Origin of the sequence: Kutzneria sp. NPDC051319, from assembly GCF_040682195.1 — a bacterium.
Classification (GTDB): domain Bacteria; phylum Actinomycetota; class Actinomycetes; order Mycobacteriales; family Pseudonocardiaceae; genus Kutzneria.
The window spans coordinates 209,194-233,311 of record NZ_JBFBAM010000007.1 but is presented as its reverse complement, the minus strand read 5'-3'; the positions used below and the strand labels follow the sequence as shown (position 1 = coordinate 233,311).

26 protein-coding genes are annotated in these 24,118 nt (G+C 70.5%); 11 read left to right on the top strand and 15 right to left on the bottom strand.

Annotated elements, in window-relative coordinates; genetic code table 11:
- Positions 1-98 precede the first annotated feature (98 nt).
- The 4 genes from AB0M73_RS09605 to AB0M73_RS09590 are packed head-to-tail and all read left to right on the top strand — an operon-like array spanning position 99 to position 2,959.
- Entirely contained in the window at positions 99-368 is a 270-nt protein-coding gene (locus AB0M73_RS09605; RefSeq protein WP_043719521.1) for a helix-turn-helix transcriptional regulator, read from the top strand.
- Entirely contained in the window at positions 365-886 is a 522-nt protein-coding gene (locus AB0M73_RS09600) for a hypothetical protein (protein WP_363889073.1), read from the top strand. The genes AB0M73_RS09605 and AB0M73_RS09600 overlap by 4 nt, the downstream gene beginning before the upstream one ends.
- Positions 879-1,784, top strand: coding sequence for an ATP-binding cassette domain-containing protein (locus AB0M73_RS09595; RefSeq protein WP_363889070.1), 906 nt, complete (start codon positions 879-881; stop codon positions 1,782-1,784). Before AB0M73_RS09600 ends, AB0M73_RS09595 begins: the two co-directional genes overlap by 8 nt.
- Positions 1,781-2,959: an ABC transporter permease gene (locus tag AB0M73_RS09590; RefSeq protein ID WP_363889067.1), complete on the top strand. Its 1,179-nt coding sequence runs from the start codon at positions 1,781-1,783 to the stop codon at positions 2,957-2,959. The genes AB0M73_RS09595 and AB0M73_RS09590 overlap by 4 nt, the downstream gene beginning before the upstream one ends.
- On the opposite strand, the gene AB0M73_RS09585 is transcribed toward AB0M73_RS09590, so the two are convergent.
- Positions 2,946-4,265: a deoxyribodipyrimidine photo-lyase gene (locus tag AB0M73_RS09585; protein ID WP_363889064.1), complete on the bottom strand. Its 1,320-nt coding sequence runs from the start codon at positions 4,263-4,265 to the stop codon at positions 2,946-2,948. The genes AB0M73_RS09590 and AB0M73_RS09585 overlap by 14 nt on opposite strands.
- A gap of 50 nt (positions 4,266-4,315) precedes the next feature.
- Between AB0M73_RS09585 and AB0M73_RS09580 the strand changes: the two genes are divergently transcribed.
- Entirely contained in the window at positions 4,316-4,765 is a 450-nt protein-coding gene (locus AB0M73_RS09580; RefSeq protein WP_363889061.1) for a hypothetical protein, read from the top strand.
- 94 nt (positions 4,766-4,859) lie between these two features.
- On the opposite strand, the gene AB0M73_RS09575 is transcribed toward AB0M73_RS09580, so the two are convergent.
- From AB0M73_RS09575 to AB0M73_RS09565, 3 genes are all read right to left on the bottom strand, one after another.
- On the bottom strand, positions 4,860-6,176 hold the full coding sequence (locus AB0M73_RS09575; protein WP_052395295.1) for a citrate synthase: 1,317 nt from the start codon (positions 6,174-6,176) through the stop codon (positions 4,860-4,862).
- A 540-nt stretch (positions 6,177-6,716) separates the two neighbouring features.
- The gene (locus tag AB0M73_RS09570) at positions 6,717-7,643 is read right to left on the bottom strand and encodes a carbohydrate kinase (RefSeq protein ID WP_363889057.1); all 927 of its coding nucleotides are present in this window, start codon (positions 7,641-7,643) and stop codon (positions 6,717-6,719) included.
- Between the two features lie 100 nt (positions 7,644-7,743).
- Entirely contained in the window at positions 7,744-8,349 is a 606-nt protein-coding gene (locus AB0M73_RS09565) for a TetR/AcrR family transcriptional regulator (RefSeq protein ID WP_363889054.1), read from the bottom strand.
- Positions 8,350-8,439: 90 nt separating this feature from the next.
- Between AB0M73_RS09565 and AB0M73_RS09560 the strand changes: the two genes are divergently transcribed.
- Positions 8,440-9,570, top strand: a complete 1,131-nt coding sequence (locus AB0M73_RS09560; RefSeq protein WP_363889051.1) for an acyl-CoA dehydrogenase family protein — start codon at positions 8,440-8,442, stop codon at positions 9,568-9,570.
- A gap of 42 nt (positions 9,571-9,612) precedes the next feature.
- Here AB0M73_RS09560 and AB0M73_RS09555 read toward each other — a convergent pair whose 3' ends face one another.
- Positions 9,613-10,827: an amidohydrolase gene (locus AB0M73_RS09555; protein WP_363889048.1), complete on the bottom strand. Its 1,215-nt coding sequence runs from the start codon at positions 10,825-10,827 to the stop codon at positions 9,613-9,615.
- A 39-nt stretch (positions 10,828-10,866) separates the two neighbouring features.
- A complete protein-coding gene (locus AB0M73_RS09550; protein WP_363889046.1) occupies positions 10,867-11,775 on the bottom strand; it encodes an aldose 1-epimerase family protein in 909 nt (302 codons plus the stop codon).
- 111 nt (positions 11,776-11,886) lie between these two features.
- Between AB0M73_RS09550 and AB0M73_RS09545 the strand changes: the two genes are divergently transcribed.
- Positions 11,887-12,783 carry an arginase family protein gene (locus AB0M73_RS09545; RefSeq protein WP_363889043.1) on the top strand — a complete coding sequence of 299 codons (897 nt, stop codon included), beginning with the start codon at positions 11,887-11,889 and terminating at the stop codon, positions 12,781-12,783.
- 81 nt (positions 12,784-12,864) lie between these two features.
- Here the strand turns inward: AB0M73_RS09545 and AB0M73_RS09540 are convergent, their stop codons facing one another.
- From AB0M73_RS09540 to AB0M73_RS09505, 8 genes are all read right to left on the bottom strand, one after another.
- Positions 12,865-14,145 (bottom strand): MFS transporter, encoded by a 1,281-nt coding sequence (locus AB0M73_RS09540; RefSeq protein WP_363889041.1) that lies wholly within the window; start codon positions 14,143-14,145, stop codon positions 12,865-12,867.
- A gap of 52 nt (positions 14,146-14,197) precedes the next feature.
- Positions 14,198-14,863 carry a pyridoxamine 5'-phosphate oxidase gene (pdxH, locus tag AB0M73_RS09535; RefSeq protein ID WP_043730378.1) on the bottom strand — a complete coding sequence of 222 codons (666 nt, stop codon included), beginning with the start codon at positions 14,861-14,863 and terminating at the stop codon, positions 14,198-14,200.
- A 115-nt stretch (positions 14,864-14,978) separates the two neighbouring features.
- Complete coding sequence (locus tag AB0M73_RS09530; RefSeq protein WP_363889037.1) at positions 14,979-15,791, bottom strand: urease accessory protein UreD; 813 nt, start codon at positions 15,789-15,791, stop codon at positions 14,979-14,981.
- A complete protein-coding gene (gene ureG / locus AB0M73_RS09525) occupies positions 15,791-16,447 on the bottom strand; it encodes an urease accessory protein UreG (protein WP_363889162.1) in 657 nt (218 codons plus the stop codon). Before ureG ends, AB0M73_RS09530 begins: the two co-directional genes overlap by 1 nt.
- 13 nt (positions 16,448-16,460) lie before the next feature.
- Complete coding sequence (locus AB0M73_RS09520) at positions 16,461-17,084, bottom strand: urease accessory UreF family protein (RefSeq protein ID WP_363889035.1); 624 nt, start codon at positions 17,082-17,084, stop codon at positions 16,461-16,463.
- On the bottom strand, positions 17,084-18,787 hold the full coding sequence (locus tag AB0M73_RS09515) for an urease subunit alpha (RefSeq protein ID WP_363889032.1): 1,704 nt from the start codon (positions 18,785-18,787) through the stop codon (positions 17,084-17,086). Before AB0M73_RS09515 ends, AB0M73_RS09520 begins: the two co-directional genes overlap by 1 nt.
- Entirely contained in the window at positions 18,784-19,089 is a 306-nt protein-coding gene (locus tag AB0M73_RS09510) for an urease subunit beta (protein ID WP_043719548.1), read from the bottom strand. Before AB0M73_RS09510 ends, AB0M73_RS09515 begins: the two co-directional genes overlap by 4 nt.
- Before the next feature lie 7 nt (positions 19,090-19,096).
- Positions 19,097-19,399, bottom strand: coding sequence for an urease subunit gamma (locus tag AB0M73_RS09505; RefSeq protein WP_363889028.1), 303 nt, complete (start codon positions 19,397-19,399; stop codon positions 19,097-19,099).
- 97 nt (positions 19,400-19,496) lie between these two features.
- Here AB0M73_RS09505 and AB0M73_RS09500 point away from each other — a divergent pair, with 97 nt between their 5' ends.
- From AB0M73_RS09500 to sepH, 4 genes are all read left to right on the top strand, one after another.
- On the top strand, positions 19,497-20,603 hold the full coding sequence (locus tag AB0M73_RS09500; RefSeq protein ID WP_363889025.1) for a citrate synthase 2: 1,107 nt from the start codon (positions 19,497-19,499) through the stop codon (positions 20,601-20,603).
- 232 nt (positions 20,604-20,835) lie between these two features.
- Positions 20,836-21,375, top strand: coding sequence for a hypothetical protein (locus AB0M73_RS09495; RefSeq protein WP_363889022.1), 540 nt, complete (start codon positions 20,836-20,838; stop codon positions 21,373-21,375).
- A gap of 124 nt (positions 21,376-21,499) precedes the next feature.
- The gene (gene serC / locus AB0M73_RS09490) at positions 21,500-22,639 is read left to right on the top strand and encodes a phosphoserine transaminase (RefSeq protein ID WP_043719556.1); all 1,140 of its coding nucleotides are present in this window, start codon (positions 21,500-21,502) and stop codon (positions 22,637-22,639) included.
- Between the two features lie 183 nt (positions 22,640-22,822).
- Positions 22,823-23,839, top strand: coding sequence for a septation protein SepH (gene sepH / locus AB0M73_RS09485; protein ID WP_363889018.1), 1,017 nt, complete (start codon positions 22,823-22,825; stop codon positions 23,837-23,839).
- A 13-nt stretch (positions 23,840-23,852) separates the two neighbouring features.
- Here the strand turns inward: sepH and AB0M73_RS09480 are convergent, their stop codons facing one another.
- A complete protein-coding gene (locus tag AB0M73_RS09480; protein ID WP_043719558.1) occupies positions 23,853-24,080 on the bottom strand; it encodes a hypothetical protein in 228 nt (75 codons plus the stop codon).
- Positions 24,081-24,118 lie beyond the last annotated feature (38 nt).

The window sequence follows — 24,118 nt, the reverse complement described above, 5'->3', positions numbered from 1 at the left end:
TGGCTCAAGTTGCTTCCAGGGAAAATGAGCCACTCACGTAGCCAGAAGGCCCGCGTCCACCGTTGACGATCTGTTGGGTTTTTGCAACACTTCGTTCCGTGAGCCCAGTAAGGCGCGGTAAAGAGCTGCCGATCCACAATCGGCTGCAGGTGCTGCGCGCGGAACGGGGGCTGACCAGGGCCCAACTGGCGGAGCTGGTCGAGGTGAACCCGCAGACGATCGGCGCGCTGGAGCGCGGCGACCACTACCCGAGCCTCGATCTGGCCTTCCGGCTGTGCGAGGTGTTCGCGCTGCCGGTCGAGGCGGTGTTCAGCCGCACCCCGTTCCAACCGCTGTCCACTCAGCTGTACGGCAAGGGGGAGTCATGACCACGTTCAAGGATCGCTTTCACGAGCAACAGGAACGCCAGGCGGCGGCGTACGCGGACTGGCTGCCGGGCTGGCGCAACCGCCGCACCCGCCGCCGGGTGGCCGTGGCCTGGCTGATCGCCGCGCTGGCTGCCATCGGCCTCAGCACGGTCGCCGGGTCGCCCGACTCGACCGTCCTGCTGGTCTGGATGGTCCTGTTGCTGATCACGATCATGTTGCAGTTGCTGAACAAGGTGCTCACGAACAACATGGGCGAGCGGTCGGCCCGGCTGTTGGACGAACGTGAACTCGCGCTGCGCGGCCGGTCCAGCTACGTTGGCTTTCTCGTTGCCACGTGGAGCATGATCGCGGCCGCCGTCGCGTTCGCGGCGACGCCGATCGGCAGGCTGCCGCTTGCTCCGTTCGTGGTCCTGATGAGCCTGGGCATGCTCGCCGCCAACACCCCGAGCGCGCTGCTGGCCTGGCAACTGCCGGATGACGAGCCCGACCCGATCGCCGAAGGAGACAGCCGTGGCTGAGGGCGTGCTGGAGATCGACCGGATCTCCAAGCGCTACGGGACCGTGCGCGCGCTGCACGAGATGACCTTCGACGTCGGCGCCGGCGAGCTGTTCGGCTTCGTGGGCAGCAACGGCGCCGGCAAGACCACCACCATGCGCATCGCGCTCGGTGTGCTGGCGGCCGACGGCGGCGAGGTCCGCTGGGACGGCAGGCCGGTGGATCTGGCCACCCGCAGGCGAATCGGGTACATGCCGGAAGAACGTGGCCTGTACCCGAAGATGAAGGCACGTGAGCAACTCGTCTACCTGGCCCAGCTGCACGGGATGTCGGCGGCCGACGCCCGGCGGGCCACCGACGGCTGGATCGACCGGCTGGGCCTCGGCGCCCGTCGCGACGACGAGGTGCAGAAGCTCAGCCTCGGCAACCAGCAGCGGGTGCAGCTGATCGCCGCGCTGGTGCACGAGCCGGCGGTGCTGGTGCTGGACGAGCCGTTCTCCGGGCTGGACCCGGTGGCCGTGGACCTGATGAGCGAAGTGCTGCGGGAGCAGGCGAGCCGCGGTGTGCCGGTGCTGTTCTCCAGCCACCAGCTGGATCTGGTCGAGCGTCTATGCGACCGGGTCGGCATCGTCCGAAGTGGACAGATGGTGGCCAGCGGCGGCGTGACCGAGCTGCGTGAGAGCGGCCCGGTGCGGCTGGTGGTCGACGGGGCCGACGCCGACTGGGCGACCGGGCTGGCCGGCGTGCGCGTGGTCGCCGCCGAGGGCGGCCGCACCACGGTCGAGCTCGGCGAGGGCAGCGACGACCAGGAAGTGCTGGCCGCGGCCCTGAAAGCCGGGCCGGTCAAGGAGTTCAGCCGGTTGCGGCCGAGTCTGGCCGAGCTGTTCCGCAACGTCGTGTCCGAACAGGGGGCATCGTGACCACATCGCGCGTGATCGGCCTGGTCGCGGGCCGCGAGTTCACCACCCGCGTACGCAGCAAGTCGTTCGTCATCAGCACGCTGTTGATCCTGGCCGTGATGGCCGCGTACGTCGTGCTGTTCACCGTCATCGGCAAGGGGACGACGGCCAAGGTCGGGCTCACCGGGCAGGCCACCGCCATGGCCCAGCCGCTGACCGCCGCCGCCGAACACCTCGGCAAGACGGTGCAGATCAGCACCGTGGACAACGAGGCCGACGGCGTTCAGCAGGTCCGCGACGGCAAGTTGGATCTGCTGGTCAAAGGCCCGTTGGGCGCGCCGACCGCGGTGTTCAAGTCCACTGTGGACCCGGCGCTGCAGAACGCGTTGGAGCAGCAGGTGCGGGCCCAGGCCCTGCAGGCCCTGCTGGCCCAGATCCAGCAGCCGGCCAGCGTGCTGAACCCGGTGCTCAACGCCAAGGTGACGCTGGACCAGCTGGAGCCGCCGGATCCCGACCAGGGGCCGCGGATCGCGGTGTCGCTGATCACCGGCATCGTGCTGGTGATCTCCATCATCACCTTCGGCACGGCCGTCGCCCAGGGCGTGGTCGAGGAGAAGTCCAGCCGGGTGGTGGAGATCCTGCTGGCCACCATCCGCCCCTGGCAGCTGCTGGCCGGCAAGATCCTCGGCATCGGCGCGGTGGGGCTGATACAGGTGCTGGTCATCGCCGGGGTCGGGCTGGTGCTGGCCCGGACCAGCGGCGTGGTCGACCTGCCCACGGTGACGGTCGGCACGGTGCTCGCGGCGCTGGGCTGGTACGTCCTGGGCTTCTTCCTCTACGCCGCGCTGCTGGGCGCCGCCGGCTCGCTGGTGTCGCGCCAGGAGGAGCTCCAGTCGGCCGTCACGCCGGTGACGCTGCTGCCGACGATCGGCTTCGTGGTCGGCGTGAACCTGCTGATTCCCAATCCCACCAACACGATCAGCACCGTGCTGTCGATGGTCCCGCTGTTCACGCCGACCCTGCTGCCGGCCCGGATCGCGCTCGGCGTCGCGCCGCCGTGGCAGATCGCGCTGGCGGTGGCGCTGATGATCGCCTCGATCGCGGTCGTCACCTGGCTGGCCGGGCGGATCTACCGCAACGCCGTGCTCCAGACCGGCGGCCGGGTCCGGCTGCTGGATGCGCTCAGGTCGTCCTGATCGCGTCGTACCGGTCCAGGGAGACCCGGCGCTCGTGGGCGTGGTCCACGATGGGCGCCGGGTACTCCTCGGGCAGCTTGTCCAGCTTGTGCACGGTTTTCCCCGGCACGCCACGCAGTTCCGGCACGTACTTGCGCACGTAGTCGCCGTTGGGGTCGAACTTCTCGCCCTGAGTGATCGGGTTGAAGATCCGGAAGTACGGGGCGGCGTCGGTGCCGCAGCCGGCCACCCACTGCCAGTTGTGCTGGTTGGAGGCCAGGTCCCCGTCGATCAGCTGGCGCATGAAATGCCTTGCGCCCCACCACCACGGCACGTGCAGGTCCTTCACCAGGAAGCTGGCGACGATCATCCGCACCCGGTTGTGCATCCAGTTCTCGGCCGCCAGCTGCCGCATGCCGGCATCCACGACCGGATAGCCGGTGCGGCCCTCACACCAGGCCTTGAACCGCTGCTGGGCGGTCTTTTCGGTGTCGTGCTCGAACTTGTCGAACTTGCGGTCGTAGTTCTCGCGGGCGGTCTTCGGCTGGTGCCACAGCACATCCGCGTAGAACTCGCGCCAGGCCAGCTCGGAGCGGAAGGTCTCGTTGCCCGGCTTGAGATCGGCCAGCAACGTGCGCGGATGCACGCAGCCCCAGCGCAGATACGTCGACAGCCGGCTGGTGCCCTCCCGGTCCGGCCGGTCCCGCCCCGTGTCGTAGTCGGCCAGCGCACCGTCCCGGAAGTCCTCCCACGCCTCAAGGGCGGCGGCCTCACCGGCCGGCAGCTCCGACTTCGCGACCGGGATCTTCTTGCTGCCCTCCAAAGTCATCCAGGCAGCACTGTCCACACCGGACTTCGCCGGCTTGCGCCAGCCGTGGTCGAGCCAGGCCCGGCGGAACGGCGTGAACACCCGGTACGGGTCGCCGTCCTGCTTGCGCACCCGGCCCGGCGTCACCGCGTACGGCGATCCCGTACGCACGAAGTCGATGTCCCCCAACGCCTTCTGCACCCGGTCGTCGCGCTCCCGGCCGTACGGGGCGGTGTCGGCCGTGACGTGCACGCTGCCGGCCTTGATCTTCGCGGCCAGCTCCGGCAGCACCCGCTCCGGGTCGCCGTGCGCGATGTGCAGGCGGCCGCCGAGGTCGTGGTCCAGCGCCCGCAGGCAGTCGAAGAGGAAGCGCCGCCGCGGCTCCCCCGCCGGCTTGAGCAGCCGGTCGTCCAGCACGAACAGCGGCAGCACCTCGCCGGCGTCGGCCGCGGCCAACACGGCCGGGTGATCACACAGCCGAAGATCGCGTCGGAACCACATGATCGCGGGCGGGGTCATGCCCTCCGACGCTACGGTGATCCCCTTCCGGCCGCACAACGGGGAGGGTCATGGGCGTCACCGTCTCCGACCGCCGCACCGTGTACACGCACTCCACCGCGGGCCTGCTGTTCGGCCTGTTCGGCGGCGTAGTCAGCGCCTTCTTCGCCTACTTCGTGACGATCACGCCGGGCGGGGCGTTCCTGCTCGACCCCGGCGCCGCGCTGACCGCCCTCGCCCGGCTCGGCGACACCCCGCCGCTGCGCTGGCCGTCGCTGGCCCTGGACCCGTTCCTGCCCGTGGTCGAGGCCATGGTCGCCGTGCTGTGCAGCCTGTCCGCCGCCCGCCACGTCGGCGTGTCCCTGATCAGCCGCCCCCGGCTGCTGATGATCGCCCTGTTCGCCCTGATCCTGACCCTCGGCGTGCTGACCACCCCCACCGCCCCCCAACAGGCCCACTGGCTCGGCCTGACCATCACCCTGCTGGCCCTCTCCCTCCCCCACCACACCGACAGCCCCTGACGTGCGGAAGGGACCATTCCTCCACTCGGAGTGGAGCAATGGTCCCTTCACGTCACAGGTGGACCGGTTCAGCGATCGATTCAGCCTACGAAGCTCAGCGCTCGTCGATGGCCACGAAGTTCCGCTCGGCCGGGCCGACGTACAGCTGGCGCGGGCGGCCGATCTTGGTGGCCGGGTCCTTCATCATCTCGCGCCAGTGGGCGATCCAGCCCGGCAGGCGGCCCAGCGCGAACAGCACCGTGAAGAACTTCGTGGGGAAGCCCATCGCCCGGTAGATCAGGCCGGTGTAGAAGTCCACGTTCGGGTACAGCTTGCGCTCGATGAAGTAGGGGTCCGCCAGCGCGGTCTCCTCGAGCTTCTTGGCGATCTCCAGCAGCTGGTCGTCGCCGCCCAGCTTGCCGAGGATCTCGTCGGCGGTCTTTTTGATGATCGCGGCGCGCGGGTCGTAGTTCTTGTAGACCCGGTGGCCGAAGCCCATCAGGCGGACGCCGTCCTCCTTGTTCTTGACCTTGTTGACGAACGAGGCGACGTCGCCGCCGTCCTGCCGGATCTTCTCCAGCATCTCCAGCACGGCGCTGTTGGCGCCGCCGTGCAGCGGGCCGAACAGGGCGTTGATGCCGGCGGAGATGCTGGCGAACAGGTTGGCCTCGGACGAGCCGACCAGGCGCACGGTCGAGGTGGAGCAGTTCTGCTCGTGGTCGGCGTGCAGGATGAACAGCAGGTCAAGCGCGCGGACCAGGGCGGGGTCCACGTCGTAGTCCTCGGCCGGCAGGCCGAAGGTCATCCGGAGGAAGTTCTCCACCAGCCCCAGCTGGTTGTCCGGGTAGAGGAACGGCTGGCCGATCGACTTCTTGTACGCGTACGCGGCGATCGTCGGCAGCTTGGCCAGCAGCCTTATCGTGGAGATCTCGACCTGGTTGTCGTCGAACGGGTTCAGGCTGTCCTGGTAGAAGGTGGACAGCGCGGAGACCGCCGAGGACAGCACGGGCATGGGGTGCGCGTCACGCGGGAAGCCGTCGAAGAACCGCTTGAGGTCCTCGTGCAGCAGGGTGTGACGGCTGATCTGGCGGCTGAACTCCTCGACCTGGGCCTGCGTCGGGAGCTCGCCGTAGATGAGCAGGTAGCTGACTTCCATGAAGTTGGACCGCTGCGCCAACTGCTCGATCGGATAACCACGGTAACGCAGAATGCCGGCGTCACCGTCGATGTAGGTGATCTCGGAGGAGCATGAAGCGGTGTTCACGAAACCGGGATCGAGGGTTACCATCCCGGTTTTCGCAAGGAGTTTACCGAGATCTATGCCGGGTGCGCCCTCTGTCGGGAGCGACACACCCATCTCGTGCTCTCCGCCCGCATAGTGCAGCGCGACGGTACGGAGGTCGGTATTCGGCGCAGTCGTCGCGTCGGGCATCAAAATCCCTCTCACGCTCAGACGGGGCGCCGCTGGGCTCACAGCGAAGGTGTCGAGCGAGCGCACGGAACCGGGGTGACCGCACCGCAGCACCGCCCCGTTGGGGTCCTGTCGAGTAGCACGCTAGTAGCGTTCGAGCCCGGCGGACAGCGCGGCGGGCGTGCTGTTGCACGCGATGGGACAGGTATCACACGATGTCCCGACCCGTCAGGGTCACGATAAGGACACATCGGCGCCGGGCCGTGGCGTGCGACACTCCCGGTCCCGGTCCCGCCCGCCGGCCGCACCCGCCCCGGTTTCCGCCGTCCGGCCCAGCCGGCTGGGCCGCCCAGGTGACAGCCGGCACAGCGGATGGGGGTTACCGACACGTCCGGTGACGACAGGTCGACACAGTCGTGTGGCCACAGCACGGTGTCCCCGGGTTAATTTGTTCTCAGCGGCCGCATTTCCGGAAATCAATTTCTGCACACGAGGCGGAGGTTTTCCGATGATCGTGATCGGCTTGGGTGTTGGCCTTTCCCTGGGCACGTGGTGGTGGCATCACCACTGCTGGTGAGTCATTTCCGCGCTGCGGGGCGGTTCGGCCCCGGCGCGGGAAACGGTGATCGCGGCGGCGGCTCCGGCAAAAGCCAGGGCCGCTCGCCACTCCTGGGCGGTCAGCGCGGAGACCGCGTCCTTCGACAGCGCGCCGTGACGGTGCAGCCACGCCAGTAGCGCGCCCTGCACCGTGTCGCCCGCGCCGATCGTGTCCACCACGTCGACGCGGACCGTCGGCACCTCGACGAGCTGGCCGTCACCCGACAGTACGGCCAGCCCGTCGCCGCCGCGGGTGATGACCACCGCGGCCGGCCCGATCTGTTGCCAGGCCCGGATTTCCGTCATGGCGTCGGCGTCCCCGGCCAGCCACTGGGCGTCCTCGATGGACACCTTGAGCAGGCCCACATCGGGCAGCCAGGAACGGAACCGGGCTCGGTAGGCGTCGGCGTCCGGGATCAGCACCGGGCGCACGTTGGGATCGAGCGCGGTCAGCAGACCGCGGGCCGATTCCTTGCGCAGCAACGATTCATAGACCGAGGCGCCCGGCTCCAGCACCATGGACAGGGTGCCGAAGGAAACCGCCTGGGCGTCGGCGGGCAGCGGGCCGGGATCGACGACCAGGCGGTCTGCGGTGCCCTCGACGTAGAAGCCGTAGCGGGCGGAGCCGTCCGGGGCCAGGCCGACGACCGCCAGCGTGGTGGGCTCGGGGCCGCGCTGCACCAGGCTCACGTCCACTTGCGCGTCCTTGAGGCGGGCCACCAGGGCGTCGCCGAAGGCGTCGGTGGAGACCCGGGACAGGAAGGCCGTCGGCGCGTCCAGCCGACCGGCCGCCACCGCCACGTTGTACGGGCCGCCGCCGAGCTGCGGCAGCAGCGCGCCACCCGTCGTCGGAACCAGGTCGACCAGCGCCTCACCAGCAACGACGATCACGAGCACTCCCCTGTCAACGTTGTCATGAGCGGGGCAATGCTAACGGTGTGAAGGCGCCCTTCCTACACTCCGAGTGGAGGAATGGTCCCTTCCGAACACGTCAGGCGGTTGGGGAGAGGCCGCCCAGGAGGAATTCGGCCAGGGCGTCGAAGGCCTCGGCGTCCGACAGGCCGGTGCGCTTGGCGATGACGCCGAGGTGGATGTTCTCGATGGTCAGGCCGACCATCTCCGACACCAGGGCGGCGTGCACGTCACGGAAGGCGCCCTGTTGGACGCCCTCGGCGATGAGGGTCCGGATGCGCGTGGCGGCGGCGCGGGCGTTGAGCTCGTAGACGGCCCGGGCCGGCGGGAAGGCGGCGATGTCGGCGATGAACTCGCGGCTGGCCGGGCGCAGTTCGTCAGCGGCGGCGGAGAGGTAGTCGCCGATGCGGACCCGCACGTCGGCGACCTCGGCGATGCGGGCCTCGATCCGTTCGGTGGCCTTCTTGAAGAAATGGCTGACCACCTGCACCGACAGCTGTTCCTTGCTGGGGGCCAGCGCGTACAGGGTGGACTTGGAGCACCGCATCCGGGCGGCCAGGTCGTCCAGGGTGAAGGCGCCGAAGCCCTCGGCCAGGAACAGCTGCTCCAGGCGGTTGAGCAGGTCGGCCTGGCGAGCGGTCAGCGTGCGCCGGCGCGGCATCGCGGTGACTTCGGACCGGGTCATGTGTGGAGACTGCCACAATCGCCGAAGTAGTACTTCAGTACGTCCCAGAGTACTGTTCTCAGTATCGAACCCACGATCTGGGAGCGTGCCATGCCCGCCGAGCGCCTGCTGCCGACCACGGAGGCCGAGGACCTGATCTCGCTGGTCAGGGACATCTGCCGGGAAGAACTCGCGCCGCACGCGGCCGCCGAGGAAGAGGCGGGCCGGTTCCCGCGCGAGACGATCCGGCTGCTCGGCAAGACCGGCCTGCTCGGCCTGCCGTACCCGGAGGAGCTGGGCGGCGGCGGGCAGCCGTACGAGGTGTACCTCCAGGTCCTGGAGGAGATCGCCGCCAACTGGCTCACGGTGGCCGAGGCGATCTCCGTGCACGTGATGTCCTGCTACCCGCTGGCCACCTTCGGCACCGGCGAGCAGCGCGAGCGGTGGCTGCCGGACATGATCGGCGGCCAGCTGCTCGGCGCGTACGCGCTGTCGGAGCCGCAGGCCGGCTCGGACCCGGCCGGCATGACCACCAAGGCCGTCCGCCAGGGCGACGAGTACGTGCTCAACGGCACCAAGGCGTGGATCACCCATGCCGGCGTGGCCGACTTCTACACGGTGATGGCCCGCACCGGCGAGGTGTCCTGCTTCCTCGTGGACGGTCACAGCGAAGGACTTTCCGCCGCCGAGCGCGAGCGGACCATGGGCCTGACCGGGTCGCCGGTGGCGCAGCTGCGGTTCGACGACGTGCGGGTGCCGGCCGAGCGGCGGATCGGCCAGGAGGGCAACGGCCTCAAGTTCGCACTGTCCGCTTTGGACTCCGGGCGACTCGGGATCGCCGCCTGCGCGGTCGGTCTGGCCCAGGGGGCGCTGGACGAGGCCGTGCGCTACGCCCGTGAGCGCAAGCAGTTCGGCCGCCCCGTCATCGAGTTCCAGGGCATGGAGTTCCTGTTGGCGGACATGGCCGCCGCGGTGGAGTCGGCCCGGGCCACCTACCTGGAGGCGGCGCGGCGGCGGGACCGCGGGCTGTCGTTCAGCCGGCAGGCCTCGATCGCCAAGCTGGTGGCCACCGACGCCGCCATGAAGGTCACCACCGACGCCGTGCAGGTGCTCGGCGGGGCCGGCTACACCCGCGACTTCCCGGTCGAGCGCTACATGCGCGAGGCCAAGGTGTTGCAGATCTTCGAGGGCACCAACCAGATCCAGCGCATGGTGATCGGCCGGCACCTGGCCCGGGGTTGAGGACGGAGCGGGTTCGCCGGTCGAGGCGAACCCGCTTACCTGTCAACGATCTTTGTAGTACGGGTTCTCGGTGACGCCTTCGCCGCTCTCCTCGTCGAAGCGGTAGACCTTGCGGCCCTGGATGAACACCTGCAGGGCCCGGCTCATCACGTCCAGCGGGTCGCCGGACCAGATCACCACGTCGCCGTCCAGGCCGGGCTTGAGCGAGCCGACCCGGTCGTCGAGGCCGAGGATGCGGGCCGGGTTGCTGGTGATCGCCCGCAGCGCGGTGTCGCTGTCCAGGCCCTCCTTCACGGCCAGGGTGGCCTGGTGCACCAGGAAGTGGATGGGCACGACCGGGTGGTCGGTCATGATCGCCAGCTCCACGCCGGCCCGGGCCAGGATGCCGGGGTTGCGCAGCGAGCGGTTGCGCAGCTCCACTTTGGACCGGCTGGTGAACAGCGGGCCGATGATCACCGGAATGTTCTTCTCCGCCACCAGGTCCGCGATCAGGTGGGCCTCGGTGCCGTGGTTGATGACCAGCTTGTAGCCGAACTCCTCGGACAGCCGGATGGCGGTGGCCACGTCGTCGGCCCGGTGCGTGTGCTGGCACCACGGCAGCTCGCGGTCGAGCACCTTGACCAGGATCTCGTTGTTGGCGTCCCGGTCGAAGGGCTTGCCCTCGGCCGCCGCCGCGTCCCGCTTGGCCTTGTAGTCCTGGGCCTTGGTCAGGGCCTCGCGGATCACCGCGGCCACGCCGAGCCGGGTGCTCGGAGTGACCTTCTTGTCGCCGTAGACCCGCTTGGGGTTCTCGCCGAGCGCGCTCTTCACGCTGACCGGCTCGCGCAGCACCATCTCGTCCACGGTGCGGCCCCAGCACTTCACGGCCACCGTCTGGCCGCCGATCGGGTTGCCGGAGCCGGGCTTGATCACCGCGGTGGTGACGCCGCCGGACAGCGCGTCGGCGAAGGCCAGGTCGCCCGGGTTGATGCCGTCCAGCGCGCGGAACCGGGCGCCGACCGGGTCGGTCATCTCGTTGGTGTCCTCGCCGGCCCAGCCCTCGGACTCCTCGGACACGCCGAGGTGCCCGTGGGCCTCGACGAAGCCGGGCAGCACCCACGAGCCGGCCGCGTCGACCACCTCGACCTCGTCGGGCACGTCGACGTCGGCGTCCGGGCCGACGGCGGCGATCCGCCCGTCCATGATCAGGACTGTCCCGCCGTCGATGGGGTCGCCGTCGACCGGCACCACGTATCCGCCTGTGATCGCCACGTTCATGGTTCGCAATGCTAACGGTCTCAGGCGGCTTGGCCAGGGTTACTTGGGAAGCAGGCCCCAACGAGCCGACCAGGCCTCACCGGGCGCGATCGTGATGAGGTCGACGCCCGAGTTCAGGGCGTCCGGCGGGCAGGTCATCGGCTCGATGGCGACGGCCCGGCCGCGGCCGAGGAAGTCGTTGGGCGTGTACACCTGCACCCAGCGGAAGTCCGGGTCCGCCCACAGCTCCACGCCGCCGCCGTCCGGGCCGATCAGCCGGTGCCGGATCAGGCCGTCCGCGCCCGGCTCGCAGCCGCCGAACGCGTCGTCCAGGTTGACGCCCCGCAGCGACGTCGGCTTGCTCAGATCCAGGATCGAGCCGGCCAGCGGCACCGGCGGGCCGTCCGGGGTCATGGTCTCGGCGCTCAACGGCAGGCTCGTGGTCGCGGCCAGCTGCAGCGTGCAGTCGTCGGTCGCGGCGCGACCCGCCCGCGGGTACGGGTGCATGCCGACGCCGAAGGGCACCGGCCGGTCACCCACGTTGGTGACGCCGTGCGTGACGGTCAGACCGTGCGCGTCGAGGGCGTAGCTGATCGTCACCCGCAGCGGCACCGGCCAGCCCTGCTGCGCCTGCACGTCGGTGCCGAGCGAGATCAGCGAGCCGGTGTGGTTGATCACCTGCCACGACAGCTTGCGCACGAAGCCGTGGATGGCGTTGCCGCGCTCCGGCTCGGTCAGCTCCAGCTGCTGGACACCGCCCTCGAAGGGCCAGCTGCCGCCCCGCACCCGGTTGGGCCAGGGCACGAGAACCGCCCCCGAGCCCATCGGCGGATGCGTGTCGTCGGGGTAGCTCTCGACGTGGTCGACACCGTTGACCGTATAGGTCCGCAGGCTCGCGCCTATCTCGGTGACGACCGCGCGGGCATGGCCGTAGGTGATCTCGAACTGCTCGCCTGTGGGACCGCTCACCCGTGCGAGCTTAGAGGTCCGACGCGGGAAGTCGTAACGATCGGCTCACCGATCGGGGCCGAACTCAACACGGTTCAGCTTCACCCGACCGGCGTATCTAGGGTTGTGCGCGTGGCGATCAGCATCGTGGACGCACCGACGAACCTGGGCCTGCGCCCACCTGCGCCCGGAGTGGTGCCTGGCTGCGCCAAGGCGCCCGCGGCGCTGCGGGAGGCCGGCCTGCTCAACCGGCTCGCCGCCGCCGACGCCGGCGGGCTCGTCGCCCCCCGCTACGACCTGGGCGAATGGCAGCCCGGGGACGGTGTTTTCCACGCTTCTGAGATCGCCACGTACTCCCGTCGCATCGCCGACCGCGTCGCCGGCCTGATCGGCCACACCTTTCCGCTCGTGCTCGGCGGCGACTGCTCCGTGCTGCTGGGCACCGGCCTCGCGCTGCGGGAGCGGGCCATGGCCGAGGGACGCCGCTACGGGCTGGCCTTCATCGACGGGCACAGCGACTTCCGCCACCCCGGCAACTCCACCGGCGCCGGCATCGGCGCCGCGGCCGGCGAGGACCTCGCGCTGGCCACCGGGCGCGGTCAGTCCGATGTGGCGTGCCGGCTGTTCGAGGACGCCGACGTGGTGGTGCTGGGCATCCGCGAGGACGACGAGGGCCGAGCCGAGCTGGCCTCATCCGGCATCGGGCACCGGACCGCCCTGGAGATCCGCAAGGCCGGGGCGGCGGAGTCGGCGGAGTGGGCCCGGCGGCGGCTGGACGAGCTGGACGGCTTCTGGGTGCACCTGGACGTGGACGTCCTGGACCCGGCCGTGATGCCGTGCGTCGATTCCCCCGATCCGGACGGCCTTGAGCACGCGGAGCTGGCGGAGCTGCTGGCCGGGCTGACGGTGGCCCCGGGCTGCCTAGGCGTCGAGGTGACGGTCTTCGACCCCGACCTCGACCCGGACGGCACCTACGCCAAGTCCCTCGTCGACACCCTGGCCCGGGGCTTGGCGCCGCGCGTGTCCTAACCCCCGCGAGTCCCGCTCTCAGGCCGCCATATGTCGAGTTCCGGAAGTCGACACATGATTGCCCGAGAGCGGGACTCGCGATTAGTTGGTGGGGGCGCGGTAGCGCCACATGGCGGGCAGCAGGACAGCGGCGATGGCGATGGCGATCAGCACGGCGATGCCGCCGCCGGAGACGGCCACGGACGTGCCGACGGCGGCGCCGATGGTGCCGTGAAGCACGTCGGACAGGCGGGGGCCGCCGGCGACGACCACGGTGAAGACGCCCTGCATCCGCCCCCGCATGTCGTCGGTGGCGGCGGATTGCAGGATCGCCCCGCGGAACACCATGCTCACCATGTCGGCGGCGCCGGCCAGGGCCAAGAACGCCACGGCCACCCACAGCGAAGACGACAAACCCAAGCCGATGATCGCCACGCCCCAGACCGCGACGGCGGCCCAGACGGCGACCCCGTGCCGGGTGATGCGGGACAGCCAGCCGGAAACGAGCCCGAACAACAGCGCCCCGAGCGGGATCGCCGCGAACAGCCAACCCAGAGCGGGCCCGCCGCCGGGCGGGTCGTGGAAGGTGCGCTCGGCCATCTCCGGGAACAGGGCCCGCGGCATGCCGAACACCATGGCCACGATGTCGGGCAGGAACGAGGCCAGCAGTACGCTCTTCGTTGACAGGTAACGGAAACCGTCGATGACGGAGCGAAGCCCGGCGGTGCGGCGGACACCGTCCAGCGGCGGCAGCGGCGGCAGCTTCCAGACCGCCCACAGCGTGGCGGTGAGGCCGATGGCGTCGATCAGGTACAGCGTGGACAGCCCCACCACGGGAATGAACGCGCCGGCCAGCATCGGGCCGAGGACCGCGCCGAAGGACTGCACGGTGGAGCCGAGGGCGTTGGCCGAAGGCAGCAGCTCGACGGACACCAGCCGCGCGATGGAGGCGCTGCGGGCCGGCATGTTGACCGCGAAGAACGCCTGCTGCAAACCCAGAAGCACCAGCACGACGGTCACGGAGTTCATGCCGGAAAGCGCTTGCAGCCAGAGCAGGATCGACACCACGGCGATGCCGAGGTTGCTGATGATCAGCAGCTTGCGACGGTCCATCACATCGGCCACGGCGCCGCCCCACAGCCCGAACACCAGCAGCGGCACGAGCGCCACCGCGCCGGCCACGCCCACGTACGCGGACGAGCCGGTGATGTCGTAGACCTGCTTGGGCACGGCGACCGCGGTCAGCTGGCTGCCGATGGCGGTGATCACCGTGGACAGCCACAGCCGCCGGTAGGCCACCACCTTGAGCGGCCTCGTGTCGAGGACCAGTCGGGCCAGCACGCCCCGTTTGGGGCGCGCGGAAGTGGTGTCAGCAGCCGTCACGGGTCGTTAGTTTAGGATAACTAACGACCCGTCGGGGTGTGATCCGCGCGGCTTACGGGGCCAGGCGCTCCAGCTGCCAGGTGTCGCCGACCAGGTGGAAGCGCAGGCGGTCATGCATGCGGTCCTGCCGGCCCTGCCAGAACTCGACCATCTCGGGCCGGATCCGCCAGCCGCCCCAGTGCGGGGGCACCGGTACTCGATCGGCGTCGGCGAACTGCCGGTTGATGTTGGCCAGCGCGCTGTCCAGCACGGTCCGGTCGCGCACCACGCGGGACTGCGGCGAGGCCCACGAGCCCAGCTGCGATCCGCGCGGACGGGTGCGCCAGTACTCGGCGGTCTCGGCCGGGTCCACCTTCTCCACCGTGCCGCGGACCGTGGCCTGCCGCTGCATCGCCAGCCACGGGAAGGTGGCCGAGGCGTAGCGAGTGGCCCGCAGGTCGTGGCTCTTGTTGGAGGTGTAGTTGGTGTAGAAGACCAGTCCACGCGCGTCCAGGCCCTTGGCCAACACGGTCCGTGACGACGGCCGGCCCTCGGGATCGGCGGTGGCCAGCACCATGGCGTTCGGCTCGGCCAGACCGGCCCGCGTCGCCTCGTCCAGCCACAGCCCCAGCTGCTCGTGCCAGGTGCCGGCTAGATCGTGCTCGGTCATCGAGCCCTGCTCGTAGGACACGCGCATCGCAGGGAGCGCGATGTTGGTCTCGGACTGGGTTTCCGGCATAGCGGCCTCCGCGCGGAAGAGCACTCGTGGTACCAACCGTGTTCGTCGGAAGGTACGGGTTTTGCCGGCAAACCGGAACCGCCCGCGAGGTGACGGTGAACACCCGGCGAAGTGATCACGAACGGGAATTGGCCACGCTGTGGTTCTGGACCGAAAAAGTGATCAATTCAGAAGCGCCGTCCACTGTGGAAAGTCCCGGGTGACCTGCGGTCGCGTCGGCCAGACGGCGCTGCGCGGTGACGGCGTCGGCCGCCAGCGCGGTGGCCAGCGATCCGCCCCGCGCAAGCGGAACCAGCGACCACCAGTCGCCGCTGCTCGCCGACGCCGGATCGGCGCCCCAAACCAGCAGCTCAGTGGCCAGAACGCGGTGCCCGGCCAGGTAGGCGGCGCTGGCCGCGAGCGCCGGGTCACCGATGTCGACGCGCTGCCGCAGCAGCGGCGTTTCGCCCCGAACGACCTCGACGGTGCTGTCCAGGCTGCCGGGCCGTTCGCCGACCCGGCCGAGAACCAGCGTCTCGCGGAAGCGCAATCGGGCCGTGTCGGCCAGTTGCGCGGCGAACACCGAGCTGTGTGACGCCCGCGACGTGACGATCGTCGGTTCGGGCAGGAATTCCACCGACGCTTCGTCATCGATGTCGAAACGGATCGACGCGTGGCTGCGCTCCCCCTTGTGCCCCGGCAATGCGAGCGTCGCCGCGATGCCACGGAGCTGGAGATGCGCGCCGGGACCGACGTGCACCTCCAGCGAGAGGTCGTCGCCGCCCAGCGGCGCGGTGGCCGAGCTCACCAGGTGCACCACGGCGGTACCGGTTCCACGCCGCAGCCGACTTCGTTGCGGCAGCAACGTCATCGGCGCGGCCGACCGCAGTTCCGTCACGACGGTCCGGCCGTCGCGGCGCTCGACCGCCAGCCGGGCGCGGGCCCGCATCAGGCCAGCTGCTTGCGCACCCAGTCGGCCACCTCGGGCGCGTCCGGGGTGCGGGTCAGCGACTGGGTGATCACCGGCAGCCGGTGGTTGCGCATCCGGTGCGCGTCACTGGTCATCACGTCCAGATCGGCCCCGACCAGCTCGGCCAGGTCGATCTTGTTGATCACCAGCAGGTCGGCCGTGGTGACGCCGGGGCCGCCCTTGCGCGGCACCTTGTCGCCGCCGGCCACGTCCACCACAAAAATCTGCCGGTCGACCAGGCCCCGGCTGAAGGTGGCGGTCAGGTTGTCGCCGCCACTCTCGATGATCACGAGGTCCAGCCCGGGAAACCGCCCTTCCAGCACTTCCACGGCGTCCAGGTTGGCGCTGATGTCGTCGCGGATCGCGGTGTGCGGGCAGCAGCCGGTCTGCACCGCCTCGATCCGGGCCGGGTCGAGCACGCCGGCCCGACGCAGGAAGTCGGCGTCCTCGGTGGTGTAGATGTCGTTGGTCACGACGGCGAGCTCGATCTCCGCCCCGAGCGCCCGGCACAGGGCCGCGACCAGGGCCGTCTTGCCGCTGCCGACGGGGCCGCCGATGCCGATGCGGACCGCGCGGCCGTCACTCGACGCCTGTTCGTGGTGGTCGTGCACGGTGAACGTGGGGTCGAACGACACCGGGTGCTCGTGGTCAGCTGACAAAGAGACGCACCTCCTGCTGGTGGATCCGGGCATGGGAGTCGGCGAACAGGTCCAGTGCCGGCGCGCTGAGCATCGGCAGGCCCTTGAGCGCTTCGTCGACGATCTCGGTCATCCGCATCCGGGCCACGATCGCGTTGACCTGGAACGGATCGAGCCCGAGCAGCCGCACCGCCGCGCTGGCCGGGCCGCTGACCGAGAGATAGGCGGCACACTCCGCCGCCTCCTCCCGTGTCCCGCCGGCAACCTGCACCAGCGCGCCGACGGCAATGGCATGGTGGGGCTGGGAAAGCTCCTTCAGCCGCGGCGACGGCCAGGCCACTCGGCCGGCCCGCAGCGTGCTCTTGCCCTGAGCCCGCGAGGCCGCCCGCTGGGCCGGCGAAGGAGTTCTGGCGTCGAGCTCCATGTCCAAAGTGGACCAGTCGCCGTCGACGGCCGCCGCCGCGAAGGCCGCCGACACCAGGCCGTTGGTCCGCAACCGGCCGTAGAGAAACGATTCCAGGCTGTTCTCGTCGGTGATCAGCCCGCGCGCGGCCGCCTCCTCGACGCCGCCGGAATGCGCGTGCCCGCCGCCCGGGAACCGGGAATCGGCCAGCACGAGCAGCACGGCCGACATCAGAACAGGAAATAACGTTGGGACATGGGCAGTTCCGTCACGGGATGGGGCTCGACCAGCTCGCCGTCCACGTGCACGGCGAAGCTGTCCGGATCGACCGTCACGCGCGGCAGCGTGTCGTTGCGGATCATGTCTGCCTTGCCCCTACGGCGAGTGTCCGCGACCGGCAGCAAGAGCCGCGACAGCCCCAAACGCTCCGCCAGCCCGTCGTCGATCGCCGCCTGCGACACGAAATGCACGCTGCTCGCGGCCGCGACCCGTGGCGCCGCACCGAACATCGGCCGGGCCAACACCGGCTGCGGCGTCGGGATGGAGGCGTTGGCGTCACCCATCGCCGCCCACGCCGCGAACCCGCCCTTGAGCACCATGTGCGGCCGCACACCGAAGAACTTCGGCTCCCACAGCACCAGATCGGCCAGCTTGCCGACCTCCACCGACCCGACCTCGTGGTCTATGCCGTGCGCGATGGCCGGATTGATCGTGTACTTGGCGACGTAGCGCTGCGCCCGCTCGTTGTCGCCCAGGATCCCTCGCCGCTCCTTCATCACGTGCGCCGTCTGCCAGGTACGAATGATCACCTCGCCGATGCGGCCCATGGCCTGCGAGTCGGAGCTGATCATCGAGATGGCCCCGATGTCGTGCAGCAGGTCCTCGGCCGCGATGGTGGTCGGCCGGATCCGGCTCTCCGCGAAGGCCAGGTCCTCCGGCACCGACGGGTTCAGGTGATGGCAGACGACCAGCATGTCCAGGTGCTCGTCGAGGGTGTTGACGGTGTGCGGCCGGGTCGGATTGGTGGACGAGGGCAGCACGTTGGGCTCGCCGACCACCTTGATGATGTCCGGCGCGTGCCCGCCGCCGGCCCCCTCGGTGTGGTAGGCGTTGATCGACCGCCCGCCGATCGCGTCCACAGTGGACTCGACGAAACCGGCCTCGTTCAACGTGTCGGTGTGGATGGCCACCTGCACGCCCGAGGCGTCGGCCACTCGCAGCGCCGAGTCGATCACCGCCGGCGTGGTGCCCCAGTCCTCGTGCAGCTTGAAGCCGCCGGCCCCACCCCGCAGCTGCTCCCAGAGCCCTTCCTCACTGACCGTGTTTCCCTTGCCCAACAACAGGACGTTCACAGGCTGGTAGTCCATCGAGGCCAGCATCCGCGCCAGATTCCAGGATCCCGGCGTCACCGTCGTCGCCTTCGTGCCCTCGGCCGGCCCCGTGCCGCCGCCGATCAACGTCGTCAGACCAGCGGCCAGCGCCTGGTCCACCAGCTGCGGGCAGATGAAGTGCACGTGGCAGTCGATGCCGCCGGCCGTGAGGATTTTCCCGTTGCCGGCCACGATCTCCGTGGACGGGCCGATCACCAACGCCGGGTCCACGCCGTCCATGGTGTCCGGGTTGCCGGCCTTGCCGATGCCGACGATCCGCCCGTCGCGGATGCCGACGTCCGCCTTGATCACGCCCCAGTGGTCGAGGATCACCGCGCCCGTGATCACGACGTCCGGCGCGCCCTCGGCACGGGTGGCCATGCCCTGGCCCATGGACTCGCGGATCACCTTGCCGCCGCCGAAAACCACCTCGTCGCCGGAGCCCGCGCCGCGGCTGCGGTCCTCGGTCACCTCGATGACCAGGTTGGTGTCGGCCAGCCGGATCTGGTCGCCGGTCGTCGGCCCGAACAGCTCCGCGTACCGGCGGCGGTCGATGCCCGTCACAGTTCCCCCGACCATTCCTTGCGCAGCCCCGGAATCACCCGTCGGCCGGCGATCGGCACCAGCGTCACCTCGCGCTCCACGCCCGGCTCGAACCGCACGGAGGTGCCGGCCGGGACGTCCAGACGCTTGCCCCAGGCCGCTTTCCGGTCGAACTCCAGCCCCGGGTTGGCCGCCGCGAAGTGGTAGTGCGAGCCGACCTGCACCGGCCGGTCCGCCGCGTTGACCACCGTCAGCACCGTCCGCTCGCGGCCCGGATTCAGCTCCACCGGCTCGTCGCCGGGAATGATCTCGCCTGGAATCATCGGCCCCTCACGCGATCGGGTCGTGCACGGTGACCAGCTTCGTGCCGTCCGGGAAGGTGGCCTCCACCTGCACCGAGTCCAGCATCTCCGGAATGCCCGTCTGCACCTGGTCGCGGCGCAGCACCTGCCGGCCGCTGGCCATCAGCGCCGACACCGACTCGCCGTCCCGCGCGCCCTCCAGCACGTGGTCGGTGATCAGCGCGACCGCCTCCGGGTAGTTGAGCAGCACACCCCGCTCCAGCCGGCGGCGCGCCACGTCCGCGGCGACGTGCACCAGCAGCTTGTCCCGTTCGTGCGGCGTGAGGTGCATGGCGAAAGATCTAACACGCGGTGACCGCCCGGTGGCGACCGCAACATGATGTTTACCTGCGATTGCCGATCAGCCGCTCGGGGTGCAGGGTTGCGCCATGGAGGACGGATTCCGGCCAGGGCTCGAAGGTGTCGTCGCTTTTCGTACCGAGATCGCCGAACCCGACCGCGACGGCGGGGCGCTGCGCTACCGCGGCGTGGACATCGAGGATCTCGCCGGACGGGTGACGTTCGGCAACGTGTGGGCGCTGCTCGTCGACGGCCGGTTCGGGCCCGGGCTGCCGCCCGCCGAGCCGTTCCCCATCCCCGTGCACACCGGCGACGTCCGGGTCGACGTGCAGGCCGCGCTGGCCATGCTCGCGCCGATCTGGGGCTACCAGCCGCTTCTGGACATCACCGACGAGCAGGCCCGCGATCAGCTGGCCCGCGCCTCGGTCATGGCCCTGTCCTACGTCGCCCAGTCCGCCCGCGGCATCGGCCGTCCCGCCGTCTCGCAGCGCCGGATCGACGAGTCCGCCACCGTCACCGAGCGGTTCATGACCCGGTGGCGCGGCGATCCCGATCCCGCCCACGTCAAGGCCATCGACGCCTACTTCGTGTCCGCCGCCGAGCACGGCATGAACGCCTCCACCTTCACCGCCCGCGTCATCGCCTCCACCGGCGCCGACGTCGCCGCCTCCATGTCCGGGGCCATCGGCGCCATGTCCGGGCCGTTGCACGGCGGCGCCCCCGCCCGCGTGCTGCCCATGATCGAGGAGGTCGAACGCGTCGGCGACGCCCGCGCCGTCGTCGCCGGCATCCTTGACCGCGGCGACCGCCTCATGGGCTTCGGGCACCGCGTCTACCGCGCCGAGGACCCCCGCGCCCGTGTGCTCCGCCGCACCTGCCGTGAACTCGGCGCCGCCCGCTACGAGGTGGCCAACGCCCTCGAACAGGCCGCCCTGGCCGAGCTCCGCTCCCGCCGCCCCGACCGGGCCATCGAGACCAACGTCGAGTTCTGGGCCGCCGTCATCCTCGACTTCGCCGAGGTCCCCCCGCACATGATGCCGGCCATGTTCACCTGCGCCCGCACCGCCGGCTGGTGCGCCCACATCCTCGAACAGAAGCGCACCGGCCGCCTCGTCCGCCCCTCCGCCCACTACATCGGGCCGGCCCCCCGCAAGCCCGAGGACGTCGAAGGCTGGACCACCATCGCCCACGCCTAGCCTCGGTTTCGCTACGTGAGTGGCTCATTTCGCTCCCACAGCCACCCAAGCCACTCACGTACCCCCAAGCCGGCACCCCCCCAAAGCCACGTGAGTGGCTCATTTCGCTCCCACGGCCACCTAAGCCACTCAGGTAGAGAAAAAGGGGTGGGCCGTTCGAGTGAACGGGTAGGGGAGGGAACCACTCTCTGAGGTGGCGTTTGAGCGCGCTCTCACCCGCTAGCCTCCACAAATGCGGGACGGGAGGGCCGCCGCCAGGGCAGCGGAGGCGGCGGAGGCCGAGCGGCTGGCGGCGCTGATCCCGGAGGAACGGGCGCAGTACCTGGTGGAGGCCGCGGAGGGGTGGGCGGCGGCGGGCTGCCCGCAGCGGGCCGGGGAGCTGTTCGCGGCGGCGATCGAGGACGGCGGCCCGGTGGTGGGGGACGCGAGGTCCTACTACGCGGGGTTCCTGTTCGACACGGGCTGCCCGGAGCGGGCGCTGCACGCGCTGGCCCAGCTGACGAGCTCGGACGACCCGTTCGCCTACGTGTGCGCGGGCGAGGTGCTGGAAGAGGCGGGGGACCTGGACGGCGCGCTGCGCTGGTTCACGAACGGGCTGCGCCGGTTCTACCGGGACTTCGGGCCGCCGGACGCGGTGGACGACGCGACGCTGATGCAGCTGCTGACCAACCGGCAGCGGGCGCGGCGGCTGCTGGAGCTGCCGCCGGACAGCTGGGACGACATCGCCAGCAGCGCGCAGGCGGTGCTGCTGGCCGATCTGACCGATCCGTGAGACGCAAAGTGTGGCGCGGAACACCCGGACGTCACGCGCCGGACACCGGTTTGCAACACTGGCCCTTCCCCGGCAACGGCGCCGGCATTCCTTGCACTTGCTGACACGTCCCGGAGGCGCCGGCATGACGCAGACCGCAGACCCCGCCACCCTTGTCCTGCCCACCGAGCTGCGCCCGTCCGACGGCCGCTTCGGCTGCGGCCCGTCCAAGGTCCGCCCCGAGCAGCTGGCCAAGCTGGCCGAGTCGGGCGCGACGTACCTGGGCACCTCGCACCGCCAGAAGCCGGTGAAGTCCCTGGTCGGCCGGGTCCGCGCGGGCCTGCGGGAGCTGTTCTCGCTGCCCGAGGGCTACGAGGTGGTGCTGGGCAACGGCGGCACCACGGCCTTCTGGGATGCCGCGGCGTTCGGCCTGGTGCGCGAGCGCGCGCAGCACTTCACCTACGGCGAGTTCTCCTCGAAGTTCGCCACCGTGACCAAGGGCGCGCCGTTCCTGAAGGACCCGGTCGTGGTGAAGGCGGAGCCGGGCGACGCGCCGGAGATCGCCTTCGCCGCCGGCGAGGGCATCGACCTGGTCGGCTGGGCCCACAACGAGACCTCGACGGGTGTCGCGGTGCCGGTGATCCGGCCGGCCGGCTCCGAGGGCGCGCTGGTGGCCATCGACGCCACCTCGGGCGCGGGCGGCCTGCCGGTCAAGGCCGAGGACTTCGACGTCTACTACTTCGCCCCGCAGAAGTCGTTCGCCTCGGACGGCGGCCTGTGGCTGTCGCTGATGAGCCCGGCGGCGCTGGAGCGGGTCGCGGAGATCGGCGCCTCGGACCGCTGGGTGCCGGAGTTCCTGTCGCTGACCACGGCGCTGGACAACTCCACCAAGGACCAGACCTACAACACGCCGTCGGTGGCCACGCTGTTCCTGCTGGCCGAGCAGATCGAGTGGATGCTCGGCAACGGCGGTCTGGAGTGGACGACGGCCCGCACGGCCGACTCGTCGTCGCGGCTGTACTCGTGGGCCGAGGCCACCGAGTACACGACGCCGTACGTGGCGAACCCGGCCAACCGCTCGCAGGTCGTGGGCACGATCAACTTCTCGGACGACGTGGACGCCGCCGTGGTGGCCAAGGTGCTGCGGGCTAACGGCGTTGTGGACGTGGAGCCGTACCGCAAGCTCGGCAAGAACCAGCTGCGGGTGGCCATGTTCCCGGCCATCGACCCGGACGACGTGACGGCCCTGACCAAGTGCGTGGAGTGGGTCGTCGGTCAACTGTGAACCGGCTCACAGATCGAGATCACCGTCCGTAGCGGTGAACCTTCCCGGCTCACCATGCGTCCTACCTAGTAAATCCGGCAGGATCATGGTCGGATGTCGATAGACTCGGCGCGCCTACGGCGTCAAGTAGGCGCGCCGAACTATCGTTGGTCAGTGGCGAGGTGACAGATCGGGGAGGCCGTGATGCGAGCGCTGCGAGTCGTCGGGCTCGACGACGACGGCACATCTGTCATCTGCGAAGACCCCGTTCGCGGCGAGCGCTACACCATCCCCTGCGACGAGCGGCTGCGCGCCGCCGCGCGGGGCGACGTCGCCCGTCTCGGCCAGATCGCGGCGGAGACCGACGTCCAGATGCGTCCCCGCGAGATCCAGGCCCGCATCCGTGCCGGCGAGTCGGTCGACCAGGTCGCCGCGGCGGCCGGGCTGCCGACGCACCGTATCGAGCGCTACGCCTACCCCGTGCTGCTGGAGCGCTCCCGCACCGCCGAGCTGGCCCAGCGCGCCCACCCGATCCGCGAGGACGGGCCGGACGTGCAGACCCTCGGCGAGGTGATCGCGCACTCCTTCGGCCTGCGCGGCCAGGACTACTCGGCCGGGCACTGGGACTCGTGGCGCGGCGAGGACGGCAAGTGGATCATCCAGCTGCACTGGCAGGCCGGTAGGTCGGAGAACCGGGCGCACTGGACGTTCCACCCGGGCGCGCACGGCGGCACAGTCTCGCCGATCGACGACCACGCCATCGACCTGCTGGACCCGTCCCCGAACCGGCCGCTGCGCACCGTGCGGCCGGTGACGGAGCTGGCCCGGCAGGCGCTGGAGCTGGAGCACCAGGCCCAGGCCCACACCCCGGCGCAGGCCCAGCCCACCCCGGCGCCCGCGCCGGTGGTGCCCGAGCAGGCGCCGGAGCCCCCGGCCGCCCGCAAGGCGGAGCCGCAGCCGGCGCCCGCCCCGGAGCCGGAGACCGCGCGCGTCGAGCCGACCCACACGGCGGCCCAGGCGCCCGTGATCAACGACCCGGAGCCGGTGGAGGAGCCGCCCGCGGCGCAGGCGCCCGTGCCGCAGCAGCCGGCGGCGCAGTCCCAGCCCGACGCGCAGCCCGCCGCCCGCAAGGCGGAGGCCCCGCCGCGGCGGGGCAAGAAGAACCACCCGATCGTGCCGTCCTGGGAGGACGTGCTGCTCGGGGTTCGCTCGCAGCGCTAGGTCACAGGCTCGGTCACAGTTGCTCGAAGGCGTGCCAGTCGATGCCTTCGCGCTCGCACCAGTCCTCCGCCTCCGGGCGGGTCAGCGGCTTGGCGTCGATCGGACGGTCGTCGCCGAGCCGCGTCCACCCGTCCGGCGCCAGCAGGTAGAGCTGGTGCTGCTTGCGGGCCAGCAGCCGTCCGTCGGGAAACGCCATCGTCGGCTCGGTGCGGAGGTAGCGCACCGACTCGGGTCGCGTCATGCCTGCATCATGCGCCGGATTCCCGCGCGCCGTCATCC

What these genes read in the sequence shown, in the direction of transcription:
- AB0M73_RS09600 (WP_363889073.1), top strand. Translation starts at nt 365, where the DNA reads ATGACCACGTTCAAGGATCGCTTTCACGAGCAACAGGAACGCCAGGCG.
- AB0M73_RS09585 (WP_363889064.1), bottom strand. Translation starts at nt 4,265, where the DNA reads ATGACCCCGCCCGCGATCATGTGGTTCCGACGCGATCTTCGGCTGTGT.
- AB0M73_RS09580 (WP_363889061.1), top strand. Translation starts at nt 4,316, where the DNA reads ATGGGCGTCACCGTCTCCGACCGCCGCACCGTGTACACGCACTCCACC.
- AB0M73_RS09575 (WP_052395295.1), bottom strand. Translation starts at nt 6,176, where the DNA reads ATGCCCGACGCGACGACTGCGCCGAATACCGACCTCCGTACCGTCGCG.
- AB0M73_RS09565 (WP_363889054.1), bottom strand. Translation starts at nt 8,349, where the DNA reads ATGACCCGGTCCGAAGTCACCGCGATGCCGCGCCGGCGCACGCTGACC.
- AB0M73_RS09560 (WP_363889051.1), top strand. Translation starts at nt 8,440, where the DNA reads ATGCCCGCCGAGCGCCTGCTGCCGACCACGGAGGCCGAGGACCTGATC.
- AB0M73_RS09555 (WP_363889048.1), bottom strand. Translation starts at nt 10,827, where the DNA reads ATGAACGTGGCGATCACAGGCGGATACGTGGTGCCGGTCGACGGCGAC.
- pdxH (WP_043730378.1), bottom strand. Translation starts at nt 14,863, where the DNA reads ATGCCGGAAACCCAGTCCGAGACCAACATCGCGCTCCCTGCGATGCGC.
- AB0M73_RS09530 (WP_363889037.1), bottom strand. Translation starts at nt 15,791, where the DNA reads ATGCGGGCCCGCGCCCGGCTGGCGGTCGAGCGCCGCGACGGCCGGACC.
- AB0M73_RS09520 (WP_363889035.1), bottom strand. Translation starts at nt 17,084, where the DNA reads ATGTCGGCCGTGCTGCTCGTGCTGGCCGATTCCCGGTTCCCGGGCGGC.
- AB0M73_RS09510 (WP_043719548.1), bottom strand. Translation starts at nt 19,089, where the DNA reads ATGATTCCAGGCGAGATCATTCCCGGCGACGAGCCGGTGGAGCTGAAT.
- AB0M73_RS09505 (WP_363889028.1), bottom strand. Translation starts at nt 19,399, where the DNA reads ATGCACCTCACGCCGCACGAACGGGACAAGCTGCTGGTGCACGTCGCC.
- AB0M73_RS09500 (WP_363889025.1), top strand. Translation starts at nt 19,497, where the DNA reads ATGGAGGACGGATTCCGGCCAGGGCTCGAAGGTGTCGTCGCTTTTCGT.
- AB0M73_RS09495 (WP_363889022.1), top strand. Translation starts at nt 20,836, where the DNA reads ATGCGGGACGGGAGGGCCGCCGCCAGGGCAGCGGAGGCGGCGGAGGCC.
- serC (WP_043719556.1), top strand. Translation starts at nt 21,500, where the DNA reads ATGACGCAGACCGCAGACCCCGCCACCCTTGTCCTGCCCACCGAGCTG.
- sepH (WP_363889018.1), top strand. Translation starts at nt 22,823, where the DNA reads ATGCGAGCGCTGCGAGTCGTCGGGCTCGACGACGACGGCACATCTGTC.
- AB0M73_RS09480 (WP_043719558.1), bottom strand. Translation starts at nt 24,080, where the DNA reads ATGACGCGACCCGAGTCGGTGCGCTACCTCCGCACCGAGCCGACGATG.